Here is a 22266-nt window from a genome sequence, read left to right as displayed (position 1 = left end):
GCCAGGCTTACCTATCTCTAGGGAACCACGTCGACTGCCCGGTGACAACCGGGCAGCCCACTGGAGCTAGGTGCCGATGAGAGCGAGGAACCAATGAGTAGCTCGACCGAGCGACCGACCCACGACCGCACAACCCGACCACCGCGACGGTGGTGGTTGCTCGCCGCGCTCGCCGTCATCGCTTCCTTCGCTGTCGGATGCGGCTCCGATACCGACGATGCGCCCGCCGCCGACGCCCGGGTCACGGTGACCCATCGACTGGGCGAGACGGTGATCACCGGCACGCCGAAACGCATCGTGGCACTCGACACGCAGTGGCTGGAGGCGACGCTGGCACTGGGCGTCACACCGGTCGGCTACCTCGACAACATCAGCCAGTTCATGGGTGGCCAGCGCTTGCCATGGCAGCCCGATTCGCTGTCGAGCGCCAAGGCACTGACATCGACCGGCGACATCGCCGAGCAGGTGGCGGCGCTCGAGCCCGATCTGATTCTGGCGCAGGGGTACACCACCGACCAGGCCCTGTACGACAAGCTGTCCAAGCTCGCACCGACCATCCCGGCACTGGGCAGCGCACAGGTCGACAAGTGGACCGATCAGCTTCGGACGGTCGGCAAGGTGCTCGGTCGAGAAGACAAGGCGACAACGGTCATCGACGGCGTGTACGGGCAGATCAATGATGTCGCGAAACGCTATCCGAGCCTGTCCGGCAAGACCTTTCTCACCTGCTGGCTTGCCGGCCCCAGCCAATTGATGGTGCTGGCCGACCCCAACGACGGAGCCACTGAACTGTTCACCAAGCTCGGTATGAGCCTGCCCAAACATATCGTCGACGAGGGGGCCGCCGCGGGGGGCCGACTGTCGCTGTCACCCGAGCGGCTGGGTGATCTCGACTCGAATCTCCTGGTGGCAACCGGAGAATCGCTGAAGGAACTCCCGGGATACAACACGCTGCCCTCGGTCCAGAAGGGGAGTATCAGCTTCATCGACCTCGCCTCCGGCAGCGGCCTCAATCAGCCGACGGCACTGTCGTTGCCCTACATCCTGAAGCAACTGGAGCCCGCGCTCGCAAAAGCGGCCGCGTAGTCGGAGCCGAGGCCCCGGGGCTCGGCATGCGGGATCAGCGTGCAAAGCAGCCTCGGGGCCGCACAGGCAGCCGAAGCGCGCCGGCGTCAACCGCTCGGCGGGGCGAACGCTCCACCTGCGACCGGGTCGCCGAACGGAAGCAATCGATATGTGGAGTAGCAAAATGCAGCACAGACCACGGTGGATCAGGCAGTTCCACAAGCCGAATTCACCAGATCACCGCCCATTATTGATCTTTCCGCACGCTGGCGCCGGCGCATCGGCATACCGTGCGTTTTCCAAGGCGTTCAGCGCGAATTACGACGTCATCGTCTTTCAGTACCCGGGGCGCCAAGACCGAGCGCACGAGCCGGCGTTGACCTCTCTCCCCGAAGTCGCCGCGGGTGCGTTCGACGAATTCCGGGATTCGATCTTCAACCGCGGGGTGCCGATCACAACATTCGGCCACAGCATGGGCGCGCTTGTTTCGTTCGAGTTCGTCCAGCTCGCCGAAGCGGCGGGAATCGACGTCCGGCAGCTCACGATCTCGGCGGCGGTTGCCCCCTGTCGCGCCGCAAACAGGAGACCGACCCCACAGGAGGATGAGCAGCTTCTCGACCACCTCGCGATGCTCGAGGGAACCAGTCGTGACGTCTTCACGAACCTGGAGGTCATGCGGATGGCGCTGCCGGTCATCAAGAGTGACCACCGGGCGGCCGATGCCTATTCCGGCGCCGAAAATGTCAAGATAGCGGCGAGAATTCATGCGATCTGCGGTGACAGCGATCCGATCGTCACGATGGCGGACCTCAATGGCTGGCGTAAGCACAGCGACGATGTCGACGTCACGATGTTCGAGGGCGGGCATTTCTATCTGAACGATCAGGTCGACGCTATCGCGCAGTTGCTGACACCGAGTGCACAACACGGACGGACAGCATGAATCCCGGGGATCGGCCGGACCGCGATCACGTCGTAATTTCCGGAATAGCCGTCGAGGCGCCCGGCGGAATCGACACCCCCAGTTCGTTCTGGTCCGCACTGGCGGATTCGAGGGAATTGATCGGCCCGTTTCCGCGGGATCGCGGTTGGCCGATCGACGATCTGCTGTCCCTTGCCCGCCTCGACGGCTGGGGAAAGGTCTGCGACGCCGGCGGATTCCTCGACGGCGCAGCGGCATTCGACCCGGCCTTCTTCGGTCTCGCACCGCGCGAAGCCATCGCGATGGACCCCCAGCAGCGGGTGGGAATGCGAGTGGCCTGGAAAGCGCTGGAAAACTCCGGGATCAATCCCGGCGCGATCGATGGCGAGGATGCCGGCTGCTTCATCGGCGCGTCGCCGATGGAGTACGGCCCGCGCGCCGCCGAGGCCAACGAGCACAGCGGATACCGGGCCGTCGGCCTGGCACAACTCGGGGTTGCCGGTCGGATCTCGCACAGTCTGGGTCTGGTCGGCCCTTCGATGTGTGTCGACTCCGCGTGCGCATCGTCTTTGAGCGCGCTGCACCTGGCTACCGCGTCCGTGCGTTCCGGTGAATGCGAGTGGGCGCTCGCCGGCGCGGTGTGCGTAATGGGGTCACCACTCGCGTTTTACGAGTTCTCGAAGAACAACGCTCTCTCGACCGACGGGCACTGCCGGTCATATGCCGATGACACCGACGGCACGTTATGGGGTGAGGGCGCGGTCGTCGTCCTGATCGAACGCGAGTCGCGCGCCCGGCGGCTGGGACATCGGATATATGGCCGTGTTCTCGCCACGGCCACGAACCACAATGGCAAGGGCAGGCCGATTCTCGTGCCCCGCGCACACGCGCAGGAAAGGCTGATTCGCAAGACCGTCGAGATGGCCGGAATCGACCCGGCCGCGGTCGGGATGATCGAAGGGCACGGCACTGCTACCCGGGCCGGTGACGTGGCCGAGCTCACCGCACTGCAGAACACCTACGGCTGCGCGGGAGCCGACCCACTACTGGGCTCGGTGAAATCGAATGCCGGGCACGCGCAGGCAGCCGCGGGGATGTTGGGCCTGATCAAGCTGCTACTCGCGGGCGAGCGCGGTTACATTCCGCCGAGCCTGTTCGCCGACAATCCCACCACGAAGGTGGATTGGGACCGGTCGACGCTGCGGCTGGCCACGAAAATGCAGCCCTGGGAACCGGCCAACGGCGTCCGCTACGGTGCCGTTTCCTCGTTCGGCGCAGGAGGATCCAACGCCCACGCAATCATTGCGATGCCCGTTCGTGAGGAGAGCGACAATTTCTAGCTACCAACTGCCCGACGGCACCGTTCCGGTACTCCTGTCGGCGGATACACCCGGCCTACTGCGCAAGGAGGCTGCCGCGCTTCTCGCCTACGTGGTGAATCGTCCCGGCATTGCGCCGTGGCAGATCTCGGAAATGCTGTTCCGCACCCGGGTTGCGCGCCGAAATCGCGCACTGTCGATGGTGACCGACCGGGCCGAACTCATCACCGCCTTGCGAGCTGTCGCCGACGGCGGCGCGCACTCTTCGGTGGTGTGCACGACCGCCCCTGCCACGGCCCGGCGGCTCGCATATGTGTTTCCCGGTCAGGGCGGTCAGCGCCCGGGAATGGGCCGGCTCTACTACGAGTCCGCACCCGCGTTCCGTGCCGAGGTAGACCGCTGTGACGATATCTTCCGCGAACTGTTCGGCGAGTCGCCGTTGAAATACGTTCTGGACGACAATGTTCCGGCCGATGACAGTGCCCGAATCGTCCAGCCCGCACTGTTCATGCAGATGGCCGGGCTGGCCGCACTGTGGCGGTCGGTGGGCATCGAGCCCCGCGCCGCCGTCGGACACAGCCAGGGCGAGATCGCCGCGGCATATGTGTCGGGCAAAATGACCCTGGCCGACACGATTCTGGTTGTCGGCACCCGAGCGCACGCCGTCGATACGATCGCATCCGACGACTATGCGATGGCGGTGGTCGCCGCCGATCGCGACGAGTGCGAGGAACTGCTCGCGCGACGGTCGGGATGGGCGCAGGTGTCGGTTGTCAACTCGCCGCATATGACGGGCATCTCAGGTGAGCGCGGCACGGTACAGGACATCGTGGATACCCTCGCCGAACACGGCAGGTTCGCCAGACTGATCCGCGTCCGGTATCCGGCGCATACCGCACTGGTCAACGAGTTTCGTGACGACATCCGCGACGCGATGCAGAACCGACTGGCCAACCAGCACTTCCTCGATACCGATGTCGATTGCATCGGTGCCACTCTGGGCGGCGCGATCGTCGCGGACCTGCCGGTCGGCGAGTACTGGTTCTGGAACCTCCGCAACACCGTTCGGTTCGATAAGGCCATCGCCGCGGCCGTCGCGCAGGAGGTCGATACATTCGTCGAGCTCGCCGAACACCCGACGCTGCAGCTGTCGGTGCAGGAGAACCTGGGTGTCGTCGCTGATGGGCGCGACGTCAGAGTGATCGGTACCGCTACCCGGACCGCCACCGATCTGCGTGAGTTCACCCGGAACCTCGCGGTCCTCGCGGTGAACGACCTGCAGTATCCATGGGAATGCCTGCGCACGAAATCCGAAGGGGCCGTTCGATTACCGTTGCCGGACTTCCCGAATGTCCAGATGAACGAGGTGAAGCTGTGGTTGCCGTATAACTCCGGCCCGGCTCGGCAGGTCGATCGGCCCGTCGAGGCCGCCGTCGCCGAACCGAGGACGGATACGGCTTCCCCCCAGTTCGTATTGGAGGAATGGGTACGGCTGGTGCGGCGATCGATGGTGCCGCCGCGCAGCATCGGCATCATCGATCACACCGGCAACTGTGCGGAACTCGCCGCCGCGTTGTGCACCGAAGCGCCGAGCTACGGCGCACAGGCACGGCTGATCGATGTGGGAACCGATGGCGCCCATGGCGATATCGACACGATCGTGGTGCTCCTACCGGGTCTGCCGGATATGGATGGTCACACGGCAGCTGACGAGACCGCGGAGTTCTTCGGTGTGCGGCGGTGGTGGCCGGGGCTCGCCGACAATGTCGCCGAGTGCTGGCTCATAACGGTCGGCGGTGAGGCGGTGCTGGCCGAAGACGCACCCCCGCATCCTGTGCACTCCGCGGCCGGCGCCGGATTCCGCTGCATCGGTACCGAACACCCCGGCATCGCATTCCGGCACGTGGATCTGTCTCCCGAACAGGCGGGTCCGGACACTGCGCCCGCGATCATCACGGCGCTGCACACGGCCGACGAACCGGAGCTGGCACTACGCAGCGACACTCTCTATGCCAAGCGCCTTGCCGAAGCCGCGCCGACCGCCATGCGCCCCTGGGCCACCACTCCCGACAATGTTGTCATCGTGGGCGGCACGGGCAGCCTCGGCCTGGAGTTCTGCGACCACTTCGCGCACCACGGCGCGCAACGGATCACGTTGGTGAGCAGATCGGGCGAGACCGCCGCGGTCACCGAACGCCTACGGCAGATTCGCGAGACCGGCTCCGCCGAGATCCGCGTCATGGCCTGCGACGTGGGCGATGCTGCCGCCGTGCGGCAGTTGGCGAACGAACATCGGGACGCACCCGCGAACCTGATCATCCATGCCGCAGCAGACTATTCGGATATCGCGGACGTCGAACTGTCGGAAATCACCCCCGAGAAAGTCCACCAGGGGTTGCGGGGAAAGGTCATCGGCATTTCGAATGTGCTGGATGCGCTCGCTCGCGCCGACGATTGCCACGTGGTTCTGTGCTCCTCGCTGGCGGCGACACTCGGCGGCCGTGGCAAGATCGTCTACGCGGCAGCCAATCGAATGCTCGACGCGATCGCCCACCGGCTTCGTGCCCAGGGGCTCGATTGCGTCTCAGTGCAATGGGGGCAATGGTCGGTCTACCAAGACCGGACCGAATCTGGCGCGGCAAAGCTGGCCGCAGTGGGTTACCTTCCCATGCGTTCCGCGGATGCGATCTCGCTGGGACTGAGCGGACTCCGCGAAAACGGGATCGTCGCGGCGTTCGACTGGGCTCGCGGACACTCCGTGCTGGGTGGCTACGGCTACGCCCCGGTACTGTCGCAACTGGTGACACCGGTTGCCGACGACCTCGAATCCGTCGCCGAGGTGAACCTGCCGCAACGGATGGTGCGATTGTTCGCCGATGTCATCGGAGTCGATGACATCGAGACGATCGACAACACCCGTCCGCTGGTAGCAATTGGCATGGATTCCTTGCAGGCGCTGGAATTTCGGCGACGTGTCAACGAGGAGTTCCGTCACAACCTTCCGGTCACCGAACTCATGGGCGGCGCATCCCTCGACGACGTCGTGCGACTGCTCGGTGCCCACCCGATTACTCCGCCGCGCCCTGCACCGGCGGACATCGCCGAACGTGCGACGGTGCACACCACCGAACGAGCACCGGCCGACATCGCCGAACGCACGGCAGTGCACACCACCGAACGAGCACCGGCCGACATCGCCGAGCGTGCGCGGCTGGCGGCGGAGGACGCCGTACCGGACGAGATGGATGCCGACCGAATTCGCTCCGCTCGTGGCGATTTGGACCTATTCGGGATGCAGGCCATGCGGCAAGTACTGGATCCGGTACTGAGTGACGGCGATGTGCACACCGTGGACGAGATCGCCACCCGGCTGGAATTCGCGCCGCGGCATCGGTGGTTGCTGCGCCGATGGCTCGGGGAGCTCACGGCCCACGCTTGTCTGGACTTCGATCCGGATCGTGGCTACCGCGCCATTCGCCCGGTACCGACCCCGATCCGGTCCGACCGGTATGCGGTGTGCGCCGACCTCGGCTACGCACCCGAGTTCGCCACCTTCCTGGGCAGCGCCGACGACCGTCTGACCGAACTCGCCCAGGACCGGGTGCGCGTCCAGGAGCTACTGTTCCCCGACGGTGACATGCTGACCGCCGAAGCCGCGTACCGGGACAACGTCATCAGTCGCTATCTCAATCTCGCCGCCCGCGAGGTCGTCGCGGGCGTGGTCGCGGGGCTGGCACGCGACCGATCTCCGGTCCGCATACTGGAATTGGGCGCCGGTGTCGGTGGCACCACCGATGACGTCGTGGCGGGCCTATCCGGATTGCCGGTCGATTACCACTTCACCGACCTGTCGACGTTCTTCCTGAGTGCGGCGCGGAAACGCTTCGCGCACTATCCGTGGATGCGCTACGGAATCATGGATATGAACGCGGATCTCGGTCAACAGCCGCGCTATGACGTAGTCATCGCCGCCAACGTGCTGCACAACGCGCAACATATCGGGGACACCCTGCGCCAACTGCACGATCTGCTCAACCCCGGCGGCGCGGTCGTCTTCATCGAGGCTTGCCGTGCGCACTGCGAACTGCTGACCTCGATGAAATTCCTGATGTCGCCCGGGCCCGGCCGGCCACATCCCGGCGCGTCCGACGTCCGCGCCGGAACCGACCGGATCTTCCTGAAAGAAAGCGAATGGCTGGACCAGCTCACCGCGTCCGGCCTCACGCCGATGCTCGTGCTGCCGGACGCCGACCATCCGCTGCACCCCCTCGATCAGCGAATCTTCGCGGCGATCCGCGAATAGGACCGGACAGGGCGCAGGCCCTACTGGCTTTATCGCCAGTAGGCCTGCGACTTGATCGCCTCTTTGGGCAGTGCGTGTTTCGTCTTCAGCGTTTTGGTGATCGCGCGGGTGGTGTATCCATCGCAGGCGACGAAGCCGAACGCATCCGGCGCGCAGGTGATCGCTTCGGCCTGTTCACGAAGCAGTCGTCCGTCGTCGATGCGCTGCAGCCAGGTGACTTCGGTGGCCGGTCCGGAGTGCACCGGCAAGGTCGGGTCCGATTCGTATTGCCATTCCAGCCATATCCGGGCCGGAATGTCACCGATGGCATCCAGCAACGAGTTGATCGCGGGGAGTGAGGCGGTGTCGCCGAAGATGACGAACTCCGAGGGTGCGGGATCGGGGACCCCGAACTTCGATGCGCCGACACCCTTACCCATGACGCTGGCCTCGACGACATCGCCCACTGTCGCATTCTCGGCCCACCGTGACGCCGGGCCGTGGTGCAACGCGAACTCGATATCGAAACTGTTCGTGGCCGGATCGGGATCCACGAGCGTATAGCCGCGCTGGCGCAACTTGCCTTCGTCGTCCTCGAACCAGATCCGAATCCACTGCGTGGGGTGAACGGGGTGGTCATCGAGCAGATTCTCGGCGGTGAAGCCGATGCGCTGATACTTGTCGGTGATAGTTCTGACGGAGGTGACGGTCAACTTGTATTCGTCCGCGCGCCATGCCTTCAGCATGAGGCCATCTATACCTTTACCCATGAAACCTAGGGTAGCCTAACCAACCTACGCATGTGCGGTACTCATCGCCGAGCTACCCGAATATCAGCCATCCGTCGGTTGTCCACCGGGCTCGGTCGCCGGTGCGGAACAACCGGCCACCCGGCAGGAACGGGTCGTCCACCGAGCGGTCCACGGCGAATGCGTCGATCGAGAGGGTGGCACCGCCGACATACACCTCGCCGATCACATTGGGCGGCACCGGCTGTCGCGACTCGTCCAGCACCAGAATCCGGGCCCCGGGAATCGGGCGAGCACGTCCGCTCCCGTCGAGCGAGCCGCGCGCCACCGCGCCCGCGCAGGCCGGCACGGTGTAGGCGAAGGTGGCGACGGATTCGGGTGCGACGGCGGCGAGCCGACCGGGAAGCGTTGGGGCCGAATCGGTTCCGGTGACGTCCCAGCGCCGGATGGTCGGCAACGTCGCGCCGTCGGCGGGCACGATACGAGAGAGGCTCGCCGCGGTGGCGACCACATGTGTCACCGCATGCGCCGCGATGAGCTCGACCAGCGCGCCCGGATTCGCCTGCTGCGCCGGCGTGGCGACGATCAGTGTCGCACCGTCGGCCAGGGCGGCCAGCAGTTCGACCGCCACCTGTGCGTCGCTCCACTCGGCCGCGATCAGCCGCACGTCCACCCAGCCGTACGCGGGATCCACACGCCGACAACGGCTTTCGGCGGCAACGACACGACGATCCCAGACGGCCGCCGCCAGCGCGGCCGCAGTGGGCAACCGCGTCGTCGACCCCGCGCCGACCATGGCATCCGGATCCCGAATGGCTGTCGCGAGTGTGCCGAACAGGCGAACCAGCCGGTCGACCGATACCCCTGTCGATCCGCCGACTACCGATCCGGCGTCCAGCTGGGCGAACAGCTCGTCGTAGGTGAGAGTCTGTGTGCCACAACGAACCGCGGACCGCAGGCCGGGAATCGCACGGCCGCGGCGGATCAGCTCGGGGAGTTGCGGCACGTCGGACAGTTCCACCCCGGTCGCCCACTCACCGAGCACCCGCTGTCGTTCGGCCGCGGTCAGCACATCCGAAAGGGCAACGGGGGTGGCCTCGATCAGCGCGGCGAGTCCGGCGACGGTCGGGGTGTCGAACAGGACACGCACGTCGATCTCGACACCGAACTCGGCGCGCAGCTGCGACACCAGCCGATTGGCCAGCAGCGAGTGGCCGCCGAGTTCGAAGAACGAGTCGTCGGCACCGACTCGACTCAGGCCGAAGATCTCCGCGTACAGCTCGGCGACGCGCATCTCGTTGGCAGTGCGCGGTTCCCGGTGGTCGCGACCCGCGGCGGGCACCGGTTCGGGTAGCGCCTTCTTGTCCAGCTTGCCGTGCCTGGTGAGCGGAATCTCGTCGATGACGGAGAACGCCGAGGGCACCATGTAGTCGGGCAGGCTCACCGCGGCGTGCGCGCGCACCCGGTCGAGGTCGGGGCCCGCGGCACCGGCCGGGACGACGTACGCGGCCAACATCATCCCGAGTGCGGCATCCGACACCGCGACCACCACACAGTGACCGACGTCCGGATGGCTCGCGATCACGGCTTCCACCTCACCCAGTTCGATGCGGAAACCGCGTATCTTCACCTGTTCGTCGGCGCGGCCGATGAATTCGAGCACGCCGTCACCGGTGCGGCGCGCCAGATCGCCGGTACGGTACAGCCGCTGCCCGGTGCAGAAGGGGTCGGCGATGAACCGTTGCGCGGTCAACCCACAGCGATTCAGGTAGCCGCGCGCCAATTGCGGACCGCCCAGGTAGATTTCGCCGACCACACCGGCGGGGACCAGCTGCAGCCGCTCGTCGAGCAGATATACGTAGACATTGCGGTTCGGCGTTCCGATCGGCACGATCCGGGTGCCCTGCGGGCCCTCGACCCTCATATGGGTCGCGGAGACCACCGCCTCGGTGGGGCCGTAGTGATTGCGCAGTTCGGCATCGAAGACCGCCGCGAACCGGTCGGCGACCTCGCCCGGCAACGCCTCGCCGCCGACCGGGACATGCCGCAGCGCCCGCCACTCACTTACCTCGGGCAGCAGCAGGAAGGTACTCAGCATCGACGGAACCATGTGCAGCACGGTGACCCCGCACCGGGCGATCAAATCGGCCACATACGCGATGTCACCGAACGCACCGGGTTTCGGAATCACCAGGCGCGCACCGACAGTCAGCGTGACGAAGATATCGAGCAGCGAGGCGTCGAAGCTCACCGACGACGACTGCAGCAACCGGTCCGCGGCGGTCATCCCCCACTCCGCGCAGAAGGATTCCAGATGATCGGCGATGGCGGCGTGCGAAACCGGCACGCCCTTGGGCCGTCCGGTCGATCCCGAGGTGTAGATGACGTAGGCGAGATTGCCGGGACGCAACGGGCGCACGCGATCGGCGTCGGCGGGATCATGTTCGGGCAGCGCGATCGCGGACTCCTCCGCAGCCACCGCTTCGACGCGGCCGAGCAGCAGCCGGGGCCGGGCATCCCGGTCGACGAGATCGATGCGCTCATCCGGGTAGGCCGGGTCGATCGGCAAGTACGCGGCACCCGCCTTGAGCACACCGAGCGCAGCGACGACGAACTCCACCGACGTGGAAATCCGCAGCGCGACAATATCCTCCGCGCCGATGCCCTGTCCGATCAGCCAGTGCGCCATGCGGTTCGCGCGGCGGTTGAGCTGGTCGTAACTCAACTCCACGTCGGGCGGGCCATCGCCACGCGGTGCGACGATCGCCAGCGCCTGCGGCGCCGCCGCCACACGCTGCTCGAACAGCGCGACCATGGTGGTCGGCCGGGTACCGACGAGCGCGCCGTGCGACTGGGCGAGCAGCCGTGCTCGATCGTCGTCGCCGAATATGTCGATATCACCGATGCGGTGGCCCGGTTCGGTGAGCGCGTTGTCCAGCAGCTGCACGTAGTGCGCGATCAGCCGCTCGACCAGTCCGGGCGCGAGCTGGTCGTCCCAGTACTGGGCCTCGACCCGCGGACCGTCCGCGTCGAGCACGACAGTGCACCGCAGCGGGACCGGTGCCGCCGGGCTGCCGAGCTCGAGCCGGGCCGCGGTGACACCGTCGAGTGCCAGCCCGTGCTCGCGCTCGGTGACGCCGAAACCGACGCGGACCAGCTGTTCCAAACCGTCGCGGCGGCCACTGCGATTCGGATTGACGGCGTGCACGACTCGATCGATACCGACCTCCCGATGCGCGAACGCATCGGCACAGTGCTCGCGCACGGCCGCCGCGAAATTCGCGAAGGTGTCCGCCGATCGCAGTGTGGCACGCAGCAGCAGGGTGTTGCCGAAGTAGCCGATGACCGACACCGCGGTGGCGCCGCGCGTGCTGACCGGGACCGCGACCAGGAAATCCGTTGCCGCGGTGTATCGGTGGATCACCGCGTCGAAGGCCGCGAGCAGCACCGCGAACGGGGTGGACACGCTTTCGCGGGCGAAGGCGTCCACCCGGGCGAGCAGTTCGCGCGACAGCGGCACCGAACACCGCCGGGTCCGACGTGCGCCATCGACGGATAAGGCCCTGCCCGGTAGCTCCAGCGTCTCCGGCAGCGGGCGCAGCAGATCGCGCCAGTACTCCACCGCGGCGGCGTCGGCGTCGGTGTCGGCGGCCACCGCCTGTCCACGCGGTTCGGGCAGTACCGCACCGTGATAGGCGGCGTTCAGTTCGGCGGCGAACACGCCCCACGAATCGTCGTCCCAGGCGATGGTGTGTGCCACGAGTACGAAGACGAATTCACCGGCGCCAGTGCGGATCAGGGTGATTCGTATCGGCGCCTCGGTTGCCAGCTCGAACGGCCGACCGAGTTCGCGTCGGGACAGCACCTCCAGCCTGCGGGTCCGGCTCGATTCCGGCAGCCCGGACAGATCGTGCTCCTGCCAGCTCAGCGGCTCGTTCCGGACGATCCGGTAGGGCTCGCCCGTATCGCCGAGTCCATATGTGGTGCGCAGGATCTCGTGCCGCGCGGCAACCGCCTCGACGGCGGCGCGCAGGCGTTCGGTGTCCAACGTGCCGGTCAGCCGATACGCGATACCGATATTCAGCGTGGTGTCATCGGGATCGCGGGTCTGCAGGAACCAGGCACGCCGTTGACCCGATGACAGCGCGGCCCGCTGCACGTCCGCCACATCTGGCACGGTTGGTTTCTGGATAGCTTCGATCAGCCGCCGACCGGATCGGCGGTGCAGTAGGCGTTGCGTGTCATCGGCTGTGGTCGACATGGATTCCTTCGCCCCCGGGTTGAACTTGATTCCGGTCGGCGGCCCCGAGGCTCGCTACCGGACCACGGATCACGCCGGCGTATCGGTGAGATAGCCGCCGCGCGCGAAGAATTCGGCTCCGGAATGTTCGGCGCCGTTCGCCGTCCGCACCCGGGTGATCAACAAGCCGGGGTTGCGTCCGCGAATCGCATCGGGACCACACACCACGACCGCACCGCCCTCCTGGACGACCACCCGGCCCGCGGTGCCGCCGTAGCAGGCGGCCGACACTGCCGCGGCGAGAATTTCGACCCGCTCGCCCCGGTAGTAACCGAACGCACGCGGATACGGTTCGGACAGCGCACGCACGAAGCGCTCCACATCGACCGCGGACCAAGCCCAATCGATCCGGCTGTCCCGCTCGGACCGTTTGTGGAAGTAGGTTCGCTCGGCCTTGTGCTGTGGCCGCCACACCGCGGTGCCGGACTCCAGCGCGGACAGCGCCTCCCGCAGTGCGTCCGGGATCAGTGCCATCCCCGCCTCGACGAGCTCGGTGCCGGTAGCGGTCGGCCCGATCGGCAGCGAGCGCTGCACCAGGATGTCGCCGGTGTCCAGTTGCTCATCCATCCGGTGCACGGTGAGCCCGAATTCGGATTCGCCGCTGATCAGTGCCCAGAGCACCGGCGAGAAGCCGGTGAACTTCGGCAGCAGCGAATCGTGCAGATTGAGCGTGCCGTGCGGTGGCAGGTTGTACAGCTCCGGCGGCATCCAGGTGTACCAGCTGTTCACCACGATGACGTCCGGCTCGGCTCGCTTGACCAGGTCGATGGTCGCCGCATCGGCCCGTTCGGTCAGGTGCACCGGGATGCCGTGTGCGCGGGCCAGCTCCTCGACCGAATCCGACCAGATCGCCTTGTAGGACTGCGCACTGCTCGGATGGGTGACCGCGAGCGCCACCTCATGCTCCGAATCGATCAGGGCCTGAAGGGTTTTGCAACCCCAGGTCTGGAAGCCGAACGACACGATACGCATGAACCGAACCTCACCCTCGACAGATACTAAGGGTAGCCTACCCTACACGCTGAGGTGTGCCGAAGTGACCTGCGCGGCCGACTCGGTACCGCTCGAGCCCGAGGCCAGCACTCGATCCGAAAGTTCGCCCAGACAGCTGAGATTCGGAAATCCCGGGCCCTGCGCGAGGCCCGCGAGATTCGGCAGGTAGAGCTTCGCCTCGAGCCCGGTCACCGCCAGATCATGGGCGATCGATGCCTCGATCCGCGCCTGGGTGATCGGCCCGCCGATCGCGAGCTCGACCAGGTCCATCGCGTCCGGTTCGAACATCTCCAGAAACCACAGTGGCTGACCGCCGGTGGCGTCGACCACCAGATCGAAGGCGTGCACCTGGTCCGGGCGCCGCTCATTACGCAGCGTGAGCGCAACGCCCGCACCGTGTTCGGCGACTCGCACGACACGTCCCTGCAGATGATGGACCCGGCTGTCACCCAACAGGTTCTCCTGGACCCGCACCGAGAACACGCCACGGTCGGTCCGCCGGACGACATCGCGGCGTTCCTCGATGCTCAGCGCCCGCCACTTGATGGGCTCGCTGTAGAGCGAGTTCTCGAAGTAGCTCTCGCCGCGGGTATAGATGGTGGCAGCGGGCGAGATGACCGAGACGGTCAGCACATCGTGGCGGACAAGTTCGTCCATCGCCGAGCCCGCGGTTTCACCGCCGCCGATGACCGCCGCCCGCGATGACGCCGGCAACCGGCGGCGCCCCGCGAGATCCCAGAAGTCCGCGATGCTCAGCACTTTCGGATGGTCGACCAGCGCGCGTCTGCTGTGGCCCGGTCCGGTGATCATCAGTCGCTCGGCGTCGACCTCGGTGACAACCCCGTCCGCGTCGGCGACCGAGACCAGCCAGCCCTGCGCCGCCGCCGAAATCTTGCGCACGGTGCCGAGCACGAACTCGATATCCGTTTTCCTGGCGACCCACTGCAGGTATTTGGCCCAGACATGGTGGTGCGGACTCGGGCGACCACGGTCGATCCACTCGGCGTAGGTGCCACGCTCGACCAGGAACGACGTCCAGCTGAACGCCATCATCGCGTCGTTGATCGCGCGGTTGCGCCCGCGCGCCCAGGTCGAGTGGTACGGAAAGCCCACATCCTTCTCCGGGCTGGTGCCGAGCCGGTGCTGACCATCGGTCCACCCGCCACTGGCCAGCCAGTTACCGCCCACCGCATGCGATTCCACGACGGTCACCCGGGGTGCGGGCAGGCCGAGTTCGCGTAGCACGTGTGCCTTCGCGGCGACGGCCATCGCCTTCGGCCCCGCACCGACCACCAGAAGTCTGTCCACTACTCCCATCCCCCTAGGCCGTTGCCGGTTCCAGGCGCCAGCCACTCGCCCGCGAACGTTCGGCCCAGAAATCGGCGTAGCGGCCGCCGAGCTCCACCAGCTCACTGTGGGTGCCGCGCTCGACGATCCGGCCACCGTCCAGGAAGAGGATCTGATCGGCATGTGCGATGGTCGAGAGCCGGTGCGCGACGACCAACACCGTCTTGTCCCTGGTTACTTCGTGCACACCACGGACGACGACCGCCTCGCTCTGTGGGTCCAGCGCACTGGTCACCTCGTCCAGCAGCACGATCGGGGCGTCCTTGAGAAGCGCGCGGGCAATCGAAACCCGTTGCCGCTCACCACCGGACAGGGTGGCGCCGCCCTCGCCGACCGTGCTGTCGAAGCCATCCGGCAGCCGCTCGGCGATCTCGTCCACCCGGGCAGCCTCCGCGACCCGGCGCACCTCGGCATCGGTGGCGTCCGGCCTGCCGGTGCGAATGTTGTCCGCCACCGACCGGTTGAACAGATAGACATTCTGGAAGACCAGCGACACCTGATTCAACAGCGTCTCCGACGGCTGCTCCCGCACATCATGTCCGCCGACCTGCACCCGGCCGGACTCGACATCGTAGAACCGCGCGGCCAGCCGCAGCAGTGTGGTCTTGCCTGCACCGCTGGGCCCCACGATCGCGGTGGTGCTGCCCGCGAGCACACTAAAGGTCAGCTCGGAAACGACGGGCTCGCCCGGCCGATAGCCGAACGAGACATTATCGAACACGACGGTCGGCGCACCGGGGGTAACGGGCGTATCCGATTCCGGCAGGGGAGCTTCGGCGAGAAATTCGGTGACGCGGTCGATGGCGGCCGTGGCCCCGCGCACACCGTTGCCCAGCTGCGCTACCTGGCTCAGCGGCTCGATGAAGCGAGAACTGACCGCGACCAACGCGATAGCGGTGGCAACCGAAATGGCCCCGTCCGTCACCCGGCTCACCACGATATAGGCCAGCACCAGGAAGACCGCCTGCACGAGCAGGCCGAACACGATGATGCCCGGCACCGAGGTGAACGTCATCCGGGTATTCGCCGACCGCTGCCGACGCAGCGCGGCATCGAGCGCTCGATTACTGTCGCCGACCGCACCGAAGGCTCGCAGCACCGGCTGTGCCTGCGCGAATTCCACCACCCGCGAGTCGGCCTCGGCCGCGGCGGCGCGCGCCTGCTCGTCGGACCGGGCATAGGCAAGGCCGGCCAGGCGGTTGACCAGCAGCAGCACCGGGGCGGCGAGCAGCATGGCCAACGCGATCCGCCAGTCGATGAACAGCATGCCCACCGCGACACCGAGTGGCACCACCACACTGGTGATCGTCTTGCCCAGCAAATGGGCGAGCGCGCCTTGGATCTCACGCACATTCTCGACGGCGATGCGCGATAGCGGCCCGGTGTCGCGAGTTTCGAACCAGCCCAACGGTAGCGCGTTGAAATGATCACCGATCCTGGTCTGCAACCCGCGTTGCATGCCGACCGCGATCCGCATACCCATCATCGTGTGGACATTTCCGAGCACGACCACTGCCGCGACGGCGGCCAGCATCGCCAGTGCCCACAGCCACGCACGTCCGAGGTCATCGGCGAACAGCGCCTCCAGCACCGGCACCAGCAGCAGATAGGCGAGTGCCTGACACAGCGCCTGCGCGATGATCGCGGCCAGCAATTTCGGTGTCAGCGGGGCGAACTCGTCCGGAACCAGCCCGAGTAACTTGCGAATCATCGCGCCTCCTCACGTTCCACCAGCGCGACATCACTCAGCGCCGCCTCGTTGATCTCCCAGAGCCGTTGATAGGTGCCGCCCGCATCCCGCAGGGTCTGATGGTCACCCTGCTCGACCAGGGCTCCGTTCTCCAGCACCAGAATTCGGTCGACCCCCGTGATGGTGTGCAGGCGATGCGCGATGACCAGCACCGTCCGCCCGGCGACCAGGACGGCCAGCGCATCCTGCACCGCTGCCTCCGACTCCGGATCGGCAAAGGCTGTCGCCTCGTCCAGTACGAGCACCGGGGTGTCCGCCAACAGCGCACGGGCGATCGAAAGCCGTTGCGCCTCACCACCGGACAAGCTGGCATCGACGCCTATCTCGGAGTCGTAGCCGCGCGGCAACGCCATGATCCGGTCGTGGATCTGCGCGGCGCGTGCGGCGGTTTCCAGCGTGCTGTCGTCGGCATCCTGCTTGGCCAATCGCAGATTCTCGCGAATGGAACCGCGGATCAGCCGCACATCCTGGAATACGAAACCGACCGTGCGATACAGCTCGTCGGTGGCGTAGTCGCGAATGTCGCGTCCCGCGATGGTGATTCGGCCGGAGCCGACATCGTAGAAGCGCGGGAGCAGCTTGGCGAGCGTCGACTTGCCCGAACCGCTCGGGCCGACCAGCGCGGTGATGGTGCCCGGCCGCAATTCGAGGTCGATATCGCGCAGCACCTGATGATCGTCGCGGTAGCCGAAGCCGACCGACTCGAAGCGAACGAGTCCGGCCTCGGCCGTGCCCTGCGGCGCCACCGAAGTGCCCGAGCCGGAACTCAATTCGGGTGTCTGCCGCAATTCGTACAGCAGCACCGCCGCCTCGCCCGCCGCACGTAACGCCTGGCTGCTGTAGCCGAGGCCGAGCAGCGCGGCACCGACGCCGAGGCCGACCAGCAGGAATGGCAGCACGTCCACCGGCGCCAGCCAGTCCAGCCCCACCGCGGCCAGACCCGCCAGCACGATGACGAGCATCACGAACACCGGCGAGACCAGGATGTCGGAGGCCGACTGCAACCGGATCATCGGCGTCTTCCAGCGGTCCAGGCTGCGCGCCTGCTCATCCGCCGCTTCCTGGAACTCGCTGTGCGCCTTGCCCGCCTGACCGAACGCGCGCACGACTTGGATGCCGTCGACGAACTCGATGGTCGCCTCCTGGACCCGCCGTTCCCGGCGGGTATAGATGGCGAGGCGGTCCTGGCTTTCCTGATTCATCATGTTCTTCAACACGATCGCGTAGGCCAGCAGCGTTATCAGCAGCACCAGGGTGAGCCGCCAGTCGACCGTGAACAGGTAGCCGAGGGTGACCAGCGGCGCGACCAGCGCGCCGACGAATTCGAGCCGCGCGTGCGCGATCAGATAGTGCAGCGCCTCGACATCGTCCTGCAGATACTTCTTCACCTCGCCGGAGGCATGCTCACCGAACCAACCGAGCGGCACCTTGGTCAGTTTCGCGGCGAGCAGTCGGCGCACCGTCAGCTGATAACCGGCATCGACCAGATGCGACCAGGTGAGCGCCGCCGCCTGCAGCAGGCCGCGCACCACGAGCACGATCACCGCGGCCAGCAGTAGCCGCCACACCAGATCGGTATCCGCCTGGTCTTCGAGCAGTTCCCGACAGGCCGCCACGATCAGCACGAAGGGGACGACAGTACACACCGACGCGATAGCCACGACGATGCTCGCGAGCGTCAGTGTTCGCTGCACCGGCGCGAGGATTTCCTTGCGCGCCAGGGCTTCCTGCTGCTTGCGTGCCTTCAGCACCGCCTTCGGTGGCCGGTTCCCTGTCTCCGCCGCCGGCAGCGGCGCGAGTTCCACCGTCATGTGTCCCCGCCTCTCGACCCATCGTGGGTTGCTCGCCAGAATCGCACCCATCTTCACACACACCGGGCAGAAAAGGTAGGTTAGGCTAAGTTACATAGCAAGAGCTAGAGCTAGCCGCACATGTCCTCCTCCAGGATGAATCGGTCGTTCCAGCCGAGGTCGCGCTCGATGACCTCGAACAGCTGCTCGTTCCACGGTCGGTAGAACTCGCGCAGCCGCGCCACCGAATCGGCGTCCGGTTCCGGGACTTCGAGCGGATTGCGGTTCAGCACGTCATGGCGGACCGGCTCGACGGCGGGCAGACCGAGGAATTCGTGGATGCCGCACACCGACTTCGAGATATCGGCGAAGAAGTCCTCGGCGGAGAGGATATAAACGTTGTCCTTGCCGAAGGCCTTCAGCCAGCGGGCCACCGCATTCACGTAGACGCCGGTGCCGAGCACCGGCATGGCGGGCAGCGTGGTCGGCGGCGGCGGGGCGGGGAACATGTCCAGCGCGTAGCCGATGTAGTCGGCAAAGGTCTGGCCGTACGGCACGGCGCGCAGGCCGTCCTTGTTACTGAGGAACAGATCCCATTTGTAATGCGAGTAGGCACGATCCACCGGATCGCGCAACATCATCACGATCTTGGCGTCGGGCCGGGCCGCACTGTAGTTGTCGATCAACGGAAGATCGTGCAGCAGTGGATCGAAATAGCCCGCCAGCGCCTGGCCGGTACATCGAGCCACCTCGGCCTTCTGCCGCTGCGTCGGGAAGAACGGCCCCCAGAATTGCGGGCAGCCGTGCCCGATCTCCTTGGTGAGCGGCGCCAGGATGCTCGGATGCTGCATGAGATAGCTGGCCAGATCGGTGGTGCCGCTCTTCAACGCGCCGACACAGGCGAAATCCGGTAGAACGCGCGGCCCGCCGAAGCGCCGCAACCACAGTCGAACCGGTGGCACTCTGCCGAAATAATGCGGGAGCGTCAGATAGCGCATTCCCAGCTGCACCGAGCGCAGCGGATGCCCGAGGTAACTCTCCCGGTTGTAACGGCGTAGTTGCCATTCTTCGAATACTTCGAACCCCTTCGTGTACTTGTCGGCGGTACACTCTCGTACGATCGACGGCGTCAGCCCTACTGACATCGGAACTTCCCCTCGCGCAAATGATCCGCGCCGCATCGGGTGCGGCGATGTTCGGCCAGAACCGTTCGATGTGCATGGCTCGGCCTGCCCTGGATACGCATTTCGAGGTAGCACACGCTGGTACCTCCCGGCCCCGATCCCGCTGCCCTTCGGAATCGAATGCGGAACACCGTAGCGCCGAGTTCGCCTCGGCGACACCTGAATCCCAGTGAACGGTTCATCCGATCCCATTCGAAAACGATGCGGGGCGACCCCGCCGACAGCACCGCCTTTCGCGCCGCGGCGCGGGCGGTGGTGAGTACGGGGCCCGCCGAAGGACTGCTCACGGCGGTCGGCTACGCGCAGACCTCTATGCGCGCCGCCACCGCGGCCGCGGTGCGCATCGGCTATCTGCAGCACTACTTTCCGAGTCGCACCGAGCTGATCGAGCCGGTGCCGCGACGGGTGATCGACCGATCGCAGGCCAGGTTCGGCGATGTCACCGGAACCGTTCGGCAGCCACCGATCGAGTACTACGGGCGACCGCGATCGCGCTGCCGACTACCGCATGACCGGCAGCACAGCGACTTTCGACCGCCCGGTCGCGGCCTCGATGAAATCGACCGCCGCGGGCACCGCGGCCAGTACCTCCCTGGTGAACCGCAACGCCGGTTCGGGTACCGGCGGACCGCCCACCGCCGCAATGAGATCGAGCAGATGCACGGTGACATCGACAACGGCGACCTCGGCGAACGCGCGATAGGTCACCCGACCCACTATCGGATGCGCCAGTACCTCGGTCGGGCGCACCGCGTCCAGTTCGGCCAGACCGGCCGGACCGTCCTTGTCGAACCGGCGCAACAGCTCATCGATGCCGAGCGATTCGGCCGCACGGCGCGCCGCCTTCTCGATATCGTCGGCCGCGGTGTGCGCGATCCCGCCGGGGCTGTTGAAGATTCGCAGCATCTCCGCGCCGCTGGTCACGGTATGTCCGTCCGGCACCGGAGCCGCGCGCAGTGCTCGCAGCACCGCCGGATCGGGCGCCACATGGGCGAACAGCGCGTGCACCGACCAGCCGGGCAACCTGGTCTGCGTCGCCCAATCCGCCGCCGTGAAACCCGACCCCCGGTCGGCCCACGATCGCCAAAGCTCTTCCAATAGTTCGGTATTCATTCGATCCCCCATTCATCGCATGGATAACTCGGGAACGCTCGGAAACCGCACGGACTCGCGACAACGCCTGCGACGTCCCCTCCAGGGTATCCGGACCACGCGGGGCTTTCGGCCGAACGACCAGCCCGGACACGCTGATTTCCAGCGTTCGACGTGCTGCGGAAGGTTGCATCAACTACCCGGTCCTGAAGGACGCGGGTTTGCTGCTCACGTTCTAACTGGCTGTTAGAGGGGTGGCTGTTTTAGGCACGGTTGATTGGGCGGCCCGATAGCTTTGATATCCGAGTGCGGCGATGTTGACGGCTGCGTTGTGGTCGGCGTGGCCGCTCCAGCGACAATGACGGCACCGGAACACTGCCTGGCTGGGTCTGTTCGCCCGGTTGCAGTGCCCGCAGCGGTGACAGGTTCTGCTGGTGTTACGCGGGTCGACCACCTGTACGGGCAGTCCCGCGGCCTGCGCCTTGTAGGTGATCTGGTCACGCAGCTGCGCGAACGCCCACGAATGTAGTTGCTGCCGCTGCGCTTTGGCGAGCCGTACCCGGTCCCGGATACCCGATAGATCTTCTACCGCGATCCCCTGACCGGTGCGTTGTGCCTGGGCAACAACAGATTTCGAAAGTTGATGATTGACGTCGGTGACGTACCGGGCTTCCTTCCTACGCCGGGCCTTCAGTTTCCGTTTCGCGGACTTGGTCCCCACCTTCTGCAAAGCGGCCCGCAAGGCTTGGTTCCTCTTCCGGCGGGCGGTAACCGCACCACCAGACCACCGGGCATCGAGGTTCGTGGGGTCATCGGCACTGGTCACCGCCAGGTTCACGATCCCCAAATCCACACCCAACCACCCGGCGGGATCATCCGCCGGGACCAGCGGGGCCGGAGTGTCGGTGTCGACCGTGGCGTGCAGGTAGAAGTGACCGTCGCGGAAGACCAAATCCGACTCACCCTTACGGGCGGTGAGCAGTTTCAACTGCCATGGCGCACACACGAACCCGACACCCCGCAGACGCCCAGTCGTGGTCCAGATCGACACCGTCGACTGATCGATCTGCCACGACAGGCAGCGGTCGTCGAATGGTTGGCCCGCGTCCTGACGGAACCTGATCGGCTTACCAACGACCTTCGCATACCGCTTCGAACCCGGCGGGCCGTAATTCCCGCCCGCCAGGTTCGCTGGCCGGGTCGCATACGCATCGGCGACCTTCTTGATCACCCGGATCGCTGGTTGCGCCGACAACCCGGATGCTTTGAGGTCGGCGTACACGTGTTTCTGCAGCGCGAACGGGCGACGATCGGCGGCGGTGTGCGCGAACCGCGCGACCATATTCGCCCCGGCATTACACAACTCGAGTGTCGCTTTCAACGCCACATACTGCTCCGGGGTGGGAGTCAGCTTGACGACAACGACCTGCTTCACCACCCACCCCTCCCCGACCCGATACTCACCCGCTGCAA

At 66.2% G+C, this 22266-nt stretch carries 13 protein-coding genes; 4 read left to right on the top strand and 9 right to left on the bottom strand.

The window, feature by feature from the left end:
* Nucleotides 1–93 precede the first annotated feature (93 nt).
* The 4 genes from OG874_RS40045 to nbtC all read left to right on the top strand — a co-directional run bounded on the left by OG874_RS40045 (nucleotide 94) and on the right by nbtC (nucleotide 7609).
* Nucleotides 94–1086 (top strand): ABC transporter substrate-binding protein, encoded by a 993-nt coding sequence (locus OG874_RS40045; protein ID WP_330252226.1) that lies wholly within the window; start codon nucleotides 94–96, stop codon nucleotides 1084–1086.
* A 163-nt stretch (nucleotides 1087–1249) separates the two neighbouring features.
* Nucleotides 1250–2008: a thioesterase II family protein gene (locus OG874_RS40040; protein WP_330252225.1), complete on the top strand. Its 759-nt coding sequence runs from the start codon at nucleotides 1250–1252 to the stop codon at nucleotides 2006–2008.
* Nucleotides 2005–3327, top strand: coding sequence for a beta-ketoacyl [acyl carrier protein] synthase domain-containing protein (locus OG874_RS40035; protein ID WP_330252224.1), 1323 nt, complete (start codon nucleotides 2005–2007; stop codon nucleotides 3325–3327). The genes OG874_RS40040 and OG874_RS40035 overlap by 4 nt, the downstream gene beginning before the upstream one ends.
* Before the next feature lie 34 nt (nucleotides 3328–3361).
* On the top strand, nucleotides 3362–7609 hold the full coding sequence (gene nbtC / locus OG874_RS40030; protein ID WP_442943474.1) for a nocobactin polyketide synthase NbtC: 4248 nt from the start codon (nucleotides 3362–3364) through the stop codon (nucleotides 7607–7609).
* A 29-nt stretch (nucleotides 7610–7638) separates the two neighbouring features.
* On the opposite strand, the gene OG874_RS40020 is transcribed toward nbtC, so the two are convergent.
* The 9 genes from OG874_RS40020 to OG874_RS39980 all read right to left on the bottom strand — a co-directional run bounded on the left by OG874_RS40020 (nucleotide 7639) and on the right by OG874_RS39980 (nucleotide 22228).
* Nucleotides 7639–8358: a siderophore-interacting protein gene (locus tag OG874_RS40020; protein WP_330252223.1), complete on the bottom strand. Its 720-nt coding sequence runs from the start codon at nucleotides 8356–8358 to the stop codon at nucleotides 7639–7641.
* A 52-nt stretch (nucleotides 8359–8410) separates the two neighbouring features.
* Nucleotides 8411–12598 (bottom strand): non-ribosomal peptide synthetase, encoded by a 4188-nt coding sequence (locus OG874_RS40015; protein ID WP_330252222.1) that lies wholly within the window; start codon nucleotides 12596–12598, stop codon nucleotides 8411–8413.
* Between the two features lie 69 nt (nucleotides 12599–12667).
* A complete protein-coding gene (locus OG874_RS40010) occupies nucleotides 12668–13609 on the bottom strand; it encodes a methionyl-tRNA formyltransferase (RefSeq protein ID WP_330252221.1) in 942 nt (313 codons plus the stop codon).
* Between the two features lie 42 nt (nucleotides 13610–13651).
* Entirely contained in the window at nucleotides 13652–14947 is a 1296-nt protein-coding gene (locus OG874_RS40005; RefSeq protein ID WP_330252220.1) for a SidA/IucD/PvdA family monooxygenase, read from the bottom strand.
* Nucleotides 14948–14951: 4 nt separating this feature from the next.
* The gene (locus OG874_RS40000) at nucleotides 14952–16688 is read right to left on the bottom strand and encodes an ABC transporter ATP-binding protein (protein WP_330252219.1); all 1737 of its coding nucleotides are present in this window, start codon (nucleotides 16686–16688) and stop codon (nucleotides 14952–14954) included.
* Nucleotides 16685–18538 (bottom strand): ABC transporter ATP-binding protein, encoded by a 1854-nt coding sequence (locus OG874_RS39995; RefSeq protein ID WP_330252218.1) that lies wholly within the window; start codon nucleotides 18536–18538, stop codon nucleotides 16685–16687. Before OG874_RS39995 ends, OG874_RS40000 begins: the two co-directional genes overlap by 4 nt.
* Nucleotides 18539–18648: 110 nt before the next feature.
* A complete protein-coding gene (locus tag OG874_RS39990) occupies nucleotides 18649–19662 on the bottom strand; it encodes a sulfotransferase family protein (RefSeq protein WP_330252217.1) in 1014 nt (337 codons plus the stop codon).
* A gap of 540 nt (nucleotides 19663–20202) precedes the next feature.
* Nucleotides 20203–20814 carry a maleylpyruvate isomerase N-terminal domain-containing protein gene (locus tag OG874_RS39985; protein WP_330252216.1) on the bottom strand — a complete coding sequence of 204 codons (612 nt, stop codon included), beginning with the start codon at nucleotides 20812–20814 and terminating at the stop codon, nucleotides 20203–20205.
* A 214-nt stretch (nucleotides 20815–21028) separates the two neighbouring features.
* A complete protein-coding gene (locus tag OG874_RS39980; RefSeq protein ID WP_330257620.1) occupies nucleotides 21029–22228 on the bottom strand; it encodes an RNA-guided endonuclease InsQ/TnpB family protein in 1200 nt (399 codons plus the stop codon).
* Nucleotides 22229–22266: the final 38 nt, after the last annotated feature.

Origin of the sequence: Nocardia sp. NBC_00565 (assembly GCF_036345915.1) — a bacterium.
In the GTDB taxonomy this organism is placed as follows: Bacteria; Actinomycetota; Actinomycetes; order Mycobacteriales; family Mycobacteriaceae; genus Nocardia.
This window is presented reverse-complemented; position numbering and strand designations above follow the sequence as displayed.